Origin of the sequence: Dyadobacter sp. SG02 (genome assembly GCF_900109045.1) — a bacterium.
Classification (GTDB): Bacteria; Bacteroidota; Bacteroidia; order Cytophagales; family Spirosomataceae; genus Dyadobacter.
Map to the genome: position 1 here is coordinate 849,913 of NZ_FNYL01000002.1, position 7,286 is coordinate 857,198.

General features: G+C 53.4%; 3 protein-coding genes. 2 read left to right on the plus strand and 1 reads right to left on the minus strand.

The features are described from left to right. Nucleotides 1–107 precede the first annotated feature (107 nt). Nucleotides 108–455, plus strand: a complete 348-nt coding sequence (locus BMW93_RS06950) for an RNA polymerase sigma factor (protein WP_090374456.1) — start codon at nucleotides 108–110, stop codon at nucleotides 453–455. 101 nt (nucleotides 456–556) lie between these two features. Continuing rightward, nucleotides 557–3,442: a PQQ-dependent sugar dehydrogenase gene (locus BMW93_RS06955; protein ID WP_229240234.1), complete on the plus strand. Its 2,886-nt coding sequence runs from the start codon at nucleotides 557–559 to the stop codon at nucleotides 3,440–3,442. 163 nt (nucleotides 3,443–3,605) lie between these two features. Here the strand turns inward: BMW93_RS06955 and BMW93_RS06960 are convergent, their stop codons facing one another. Continuing rightward, on the minus strand, nucleotides 3,606–7,163 hold the full coding sequence (locus tag BMW93_RS06960; protein ID WP_177194034.1) for a VCBS repeat-containing protein: 3,558 nt from the start codon (nucleotides 7,161–7,163) through the stop codon (nucleotides 3,606–3,608). Nucleotides 7,164–7,286: the final 123 nt, after the last annotated feature.

A 7,286-nucleotide genomic window follows, 5' to 3' on the forward strand; every position in this document is an offset into this window, starting at 1 on the left:
ACCGCAATCAGCCGCGCATCTTCTTCCTTTCTCCCAAAATAAAAATTGTTTAATTATATAAAAACCCGTAGGATTGCATTCCCGATACACTGACGTACCTCTCCTGAATGCAATCCCATCCCGAACACAACCCTGATGACGCCGACTTGTGGAAGTCGTTTCGTACGGGGGATGATGAGGCGTTCGGGCAAATCGCAAGGCATTACTACAAAAGCCTTTTCAGCTACGGAAGCAAGTTTTCGCGTGATCGCGAGTTTGTCAAAGATTGCATCCAGGAAACGCTCAATCAGCAGATCAACCAACTCACCCGCCGCCCGCAGGAGATCATATACCCCCGTTTTTTCGAAAGTATGGATAATGAGGCCATTGCCCAGGTCATGGGAATTTCACGGCCGGCTGTCGGACGCACGATTCTCCCGAGGAGTTTCTGGCTCTCGTTGTCTTACGAGTTTTAATACTGATGGATGAAAGGAGGCAGGGAGTACCCTGCTTTCCGCTTTGGATGCGCATTCGATGAAAGTCATATATTAAATGGTTCACTTTGATGTACATATCTATGCTTAAACCTTTTCCGATTCCGCGCAAAAGCCTCGTCTCATCCTTCCGCTGGTCCGCCAAACTGATCACGGTGGCCGCCCTGGCCGCATTTACCATGCAGGACACCGTCACGAAGCCCGATGAAAGCCGTTTCACACCGGTAGTCCTCGCCGATAACCTCGATGAACCGATGGCATTCGAAGTGTTGCCGGATGGTAGTTCCTACATCGTCGAGCGCAAGGGTGCTTTGAAGAAATACAACCCGTCGACCAAAACGACCGAGCTGATCGCGACGATTCCTGTTAACACCAAGTATGTAAGCAAGGAAGGCGTATCGCGCGAGGCGGAGGAAGGCTTAATGGGCATGACCCTTGATCCGAATTTTGCCAAAAACCATTGGATTTACCTCTATTACGCCCACCCGACCGAGAAAAAACACATTCTTGCACGCTGGGATATGGTGGACGACCAGTTGGTCGAAACTTCGAAGAAAGTCGTCCTCGAAGTGACTACCCAGCGCGAAGTATGCTGCCACACCGGCGGCGGCATGACCTGGGACAAAAACGGTAACCTGTTCCTGACCGTCGGCAACAATACCGGCAACGACCGCGCCGCGCAGACGGACGAACGCCCCGGCCGGGAAAGCTGGGACGACCAGGGCCATGCGGGTAATACCAACGATTTGAGAGGTAAAATCCTGCGCATTCATCCCGAGCCGGATGGCTCGTACACGATTCCCGAGGGTAATCTCTATCCCAAAGGCACCGCCAAAACCCGCCCCGAAATTTACTCGATGGGCCACCGCAACCCGTGGCGCATTTCCGTCGATAGCAAGACCGGCTACATTTACTGGGGTGAGGTGGGGCCGGATGCCAACGAGGATTCCGAGATCGGGCCAAGAGGTTATGACGAGTTGAACCAGGCGCGCAAGCCTGGTAATTTCGGCTGGCCTTGGTTTGTGGGTAATGATCAGGCATTTCCGGTTTTTGACTATGGCAACAATAAGCCGGGAGAGAAAAAAGATCCCAAAAACCTGGTCAATACTTCGCCGAACAATACCGGTTTGAAAGAGTTGTTCCCGACGGCGCCGAGCTTCATTTACTATCCTTACGGCGTTTCCGAAAAATTCCCGGCCGTAGGTTCAGGCTCGCGCAGCGCGACGGGCGGCCCCATTTACCACCGTACCGATTTCAAGGCACCCAAAAGACCGTGGCCCGCTTACTACGAAAACAAATGGATCGCCGCCGATTTCTCCCGCGGTTGGATCATGGCCATCACCATGAATGCAAACGGCGATTACGAATCGATGGAGCGCGTACTGCCCGGTTATCACCCTGTGCAGCCGATCGATATCAAATTCGGACCGGACGGTGATCTGTACATTCTCGAATACGGTAGCAATTGGTTCCGCAAAAGCGATAATTCACGCCTCGTGCGCATCGAGTACAATGGCGGCAACCGCAAGCCGGTGGTAGCGGCGAGTGCTGAGAAAAAGGGCGGTACAGTGCCATTTGAAACGATTTTGTCTTCCAAAGGAACGAAGGATTTCGATAACGACGCATTGAAATACAGCTGGAAAGTAACCAGCCCCGGCGTGGTGCCAAAGGTATTTGGTACTGAAAACCCTTCGGTGAAGTTCGATAAAGCGGGCGTTTACACCGCCACGCTGACGGTAACCGACGCCAAAGGTGCGAGCAACAGCCAGTCCGTGCGCATTATCGCAGGCAATGAGCCGCCGAAAGTGGCGATCAGGCTGGACGGTAACAGCACATTTTTCTTTCCCAAAAAAACGATTGGTTATGACGTAACCATTTCGGATAAGGAGGATGGCAGCACTGCCGATGGTAAGATCAAGGCCAATCAGGTGGCTGTGAGCATCGATTACACGGCCGAGGGCTTCGACTACGCCGAAGTTGCTCAAAGCCAACGCAGCGTCGATGCGACAACGCAGTTCGCGGTAGCGCAGACATTGATGGGCAAAAGCGATTGTAAAGTATGTCACCAGCCCGATACCAAGTCGGTAGGGCCTTCATTTGCCGATGTTTCGAACAAATACAAAGCCGATCCGGGCGCATTGGACAAGCTCGTGAAAAAGGTACTCGAAGGCGGCTCCGGCGTGTGGGGCGAAGTAGCGATGGCCGCGCACCCGGCATTACCCGTGGCCGATGCGGAGGTTATTGTGAAATACATTCTGAACAGCACCGAAAAAACGCTGTCGACATTGCCGCTGGAAGGGAAGTATACCCCGCAAATCCCGAAGGCCGACAATGGCAAAGGCTCGGTCATCATCCGCGCCGCCTACACCGACCGTCCTGTGGGCACCACGAAAGCAGTTCCGGCCCAAACTACCGAGGAAATGATCGTTCTCCGCAGCCCCGAGCTGAATGCAGCGGAAGCGCCCGTAACCAAGGGTGTCGAAACAAAAGCATTGGGTGTGGCCGGGCAGGGATTTGCCGTGGTCGCATTTGAAAACAGCTACATCGCATTCCCGTCCATCGACCTCACCGGCATCGATTCCCTCGAACTCAATGCCGCCGCCCAGCAACGGGAAGGCAGCGTGGGAGGTACCATCGAAATCCGCCTCGGCTCACCGACCGGCACCCTGATCGGCCAGCAGAAATTGGCCGTCGCCAAACCGGTGGATGTGGCCAAAATGATGGCCGAATTGGAGAATGGCGCAAAGAAAGAAGGTTCAGGCGCAGCCGGAGCTGCGGCCGCGCCGGCAGCACAAGCGCCTAAGCCAGCCCCGGCACCCAGAACCCGTTTCGTCCAGCCTCCGGTCCGCATTGGCTTGCAACCGACCAGCGGCAAGCAGGATATTTACCTCGTATTCCGGAACGCGGAAGCCAAGCCCATCGAGCCGCTGATGTCGTTTTCGAGAATCAAGTTTAAAAACAAACCTTAATCCATTTCGAAGCGGCGCAAATCGCCGGGTTGAAATACTTTTTTGTAGAATACGACCTCGCGCCGGGCATCGAAACCGTGGAGACTTGTTATAAAAACCTGCAAAAAATCCTGGCCTGACGGTCCAGACCAGGATTCAAAAGCATACGTCTTTCCGAAGCGCCCTACTTGCCATTGATGGTAAGCAGGGCGTCATTCCGGATCAGGCGTGTGCTTTTTTGGTGTATATCAAACAGCCTTACCTCGCGGATACCGTCACCCATTTCCACTACATTTTCCTGCTGCGACAAGTACCCGGCACCATATTGGAACTCCTTCCGGGCGATACTGCCGTTTTGGAATGTGATTTCCGCGTAAACTTCATTGGGTAATGCACGGATAATGCGGGTTGGCTGGCGTTGCGGGTTAAGCATTCTTAAATCACCTGAATTTGTCGGAGCTATAACGAGCGGATGGTTTTGAGCATCGTAGAGCATTCCCAGGCCGCGGGTCGCGCCCGTGAGGAACAGGCCGCTCCGATTGGCAGGTAATGCGCTGAAATGCAGCTTGCCATCGCCTTTGAGGAGTAATCCTAGCGAGGCGTCCATCGAACCGAACACTACTTCGTTGGAAAAAGAATTACCCGTCAGCAAAATATCCGCATGCCCGTCGCCGTCGGCATCCGTTACCAGAATGCCGTACACGCACGAGAACTGTGCTTCCACGGGCAGGTCGCGCACGGCAAACCGGCCATTGCCTTTGTTTTCCAGAATACAGCTCCGGAAAGTTTCGGTGGTGAGGTGTCTGGCATTGCTGATGAGCTTGCTTTCAAAAAGGTCGCCCATTTTGGCGCGGCTGAAAGGTTCGTAGGTATTGAATCGCTTTTTCAGCACCGGCATCGAGCGGAACAAGTCGTCGCGGTAGGCCATTGGATAAGCCTTTTTCTCACCCGATTCATCCAGGACATACTGGGTAGCAAGTGGCTTTTGACGGCCATTACCTACGAAATCGCCATGATAGAGTTCCAGTGGCTGCGTTTTGGAAGGCCGGTAATCAACATTATCGCCCATGTTACCGAGGATGTAATCGGTATCGCCGTCGCTGTCCAGGTCCGCGGGGTAAATGCTGCTCCACCAGCCGTTCATATTTTGTAAACCTGTGCTGGAAGTAATGTTGACAAGCTTGCCGTTTCCGTTTTGGAAGAAAACAGGCGGTATCCATTCACCGGTAAGAATCAGGTCAGGCCAGCCGTCCTTATCGAAATCCGACCACGTTGCAGCATTGATCATGCCCGCCGAGGCGAGCCCGGGTGCGATTTCTTTCGTCACATCCGTAAACCTGCCACCATCATTCCTGAACAAATAACTCTTCGGCGAAGCGGGGAAATTGCCCGGTACGACGGCCCCGGCGCGGAAAATGTCGAGGTCGCCATCCCGGTCGAAATCGGCGGCGACTACACAGCTCCCGCTGGAAGTAGTAAGTGGTAATGCCTCCGCTTGCTTTTTGAAATGGCCCTTTCCATCATTGAAATACAATCGGTCGGCATAACCGGTGCTATCCTGCTTGAAATCGCTGCCGCCGCTCACTACGTACAGGTCCTGATCGCCGTCTCCGTCCGCATCCAGGAACAATGCGCCCGTGTCCTCGAACCGATTGTCCTCAGCATTAATGGATTGCGGTTCGAAAGTTCCTTTGGATGTTTGGCTAAATAATGTCCCCGGATAGCCCGCAGCGCCGCCCAGGAAGAAATCGGAGCCGTTCCGACCATCGGCGTCGCCCACGGCAATGCCCGGGCCTTTTCTCGAATACATATTCAGCAGCAGCGGTTCGTCGATAAAGTCGTTGAAATCGTTTTCCGCGTGCTTCCAACGGATGTTGCGGGCCTTATTGGCAGACTGAAAAAGGGCTTCGACAAGCCGCGGTGCTTGTGGCGGACCGGTTATTGCTTTGGCATAGTCCAACACCAGTTTCTGGTTGGGTTTTACATTTTTCAAAGTTTGCGTTTTACCGTCCGGCCACCTGATAATCAGCGAATCAACAGTTCCGCATTGCCCCAATCCGATATGCAGCGGCCCGCTCATGCTCGACAGGTAGCCCTTCACAGGCGAGCAATAGTTGTAAATCTGCTTCTTCCCGCAATAGGTCGTTACCGCAGCGCCGATGCCGTTCGGGTTGCGGCCATTTCCTTTCAAAATGACCTGCAAATGATTGTTACGCATTTTGGCGGCATGGGAAGTGTTTTCAAATACAAATGCTTCCTCATTGATATTGTTCACTACCAGGTCGAGGTCGCCGTCGTTGTCCAGGTCCGCGTAGGCAGCGCCATTCGAGTATGAATTGTGTTCCAGGCCCCAGTTCCGGGTGATGTTTTCGAATGCCAGGTTACCACTGTTCCGGTACATATAATTGGACAGTTTTACACCTTTCAGCACGGCTAGCAGGTCTTTGGTACGGTTGGCACGTACGGCATCGGTGCCGAACATGTTGGCGTCGGTATTGTAGGCCAGGAAATCGAGGTTGGTGATGTTTTTCACAAAACCATTGGTAATGTAAGCATCGCGGAGGCCGTCGTTGTCGTAATCCGCCAGCAGTACGCCCCAGCTCCAATCGGTAGCATGCATACCGGTAAGCTGGGCGATATCGGAGAAATGCGTGGTGCCCGCCCGATCAGTTCCCTGGTTGAGTTGCAGGGTATTACGCATAAACTCGTCCACGTAACCTGCACGCTGGCGCAGGAAATGCTTTTCATAATCGGCCTTGGCGATCATCGTTTTGCGGCGTTCATAGGTTTCGGGTAGCATGTCCATCACCATGATGTCGGGCCGGGCGTCGTTGTTAATGTCGGCAATATCGACGCCCATTCCGTTGTAAGTCTGATGTGGCATGCTTTCGTGCGCGGCTTCGCGGAAAGTTTTATTCCGCTGGTTGATCAGCAGCTGGTCATTGGGCATGAAATCGTTGGCAGCGTAAATATCCGGCCAACCGTCGCCGTTAAGGTCGTCTACCGCGAGCCCGAGACCGTAACCTTCCTGTGCAATGCCCGCGGCTGCCGACACGTCCCGGTAATAGGGATGCCCGAGCGTATCGCCGACATTTTCGTACAACTTATCGGCCGTCCGGCCACGCGTGATCGGGTAGGTAGCGGGCTGGATAAACGTTTTCTCCACATTATCGACGTCATTCGTGAGCAGGTACATATCCAGGTCGCCGTCGCGGTCGTAATCCAGGAAGGCCGATTGCACGCAATAGGCGCTGTCGTTCAGGCCGTACGCTGCGGCTTCTTCGCGGAATGTTAGGTTTTTCTGGTTGATAAAGAGGAGGTTATGGTGTTTGGCTCCCAATTCGGGCCCGGCTACATTAAGGTAAATATCCATGAAGCCGTCGTGGTTAATATCCACGACGGACACGCCCATAATCCAGTCTTTGGTCGTAACCCCGGCTTTCTCGGTAATGTCCTCGAACTGCATACCGCCCTTGTTGAGGTACAATTTGGACGAAACCATATTCCCCGTAAAAAACACATCCTGCAACCCGTCATTGTTAAAATCCGCCGCACCAACCCCGCCGCCATTGTAGCAATAGTAATAGCTAAGAATGTTCACCGAGTCGTTTTCGGTGATGGTATTGTTGAAATGAATGCCCGTGCGGCCCGGCGATAGTTTTTTGAACAATGCCGGGCCATGATCGTCGCAACCGCAGAGCGACAACATTAGCATTGCGGCAGGGAACAGAATTAAACGCATATTTCGCATTGGTTTTAAAAATCTTGCGGTGCGCCGCACTACAAATCTTGCGGTGCTCTGCACCTACATATCTTACGGTGCTCTGCACCTACAAATCTCGCGGTGCTCTGCACCTACAAATCT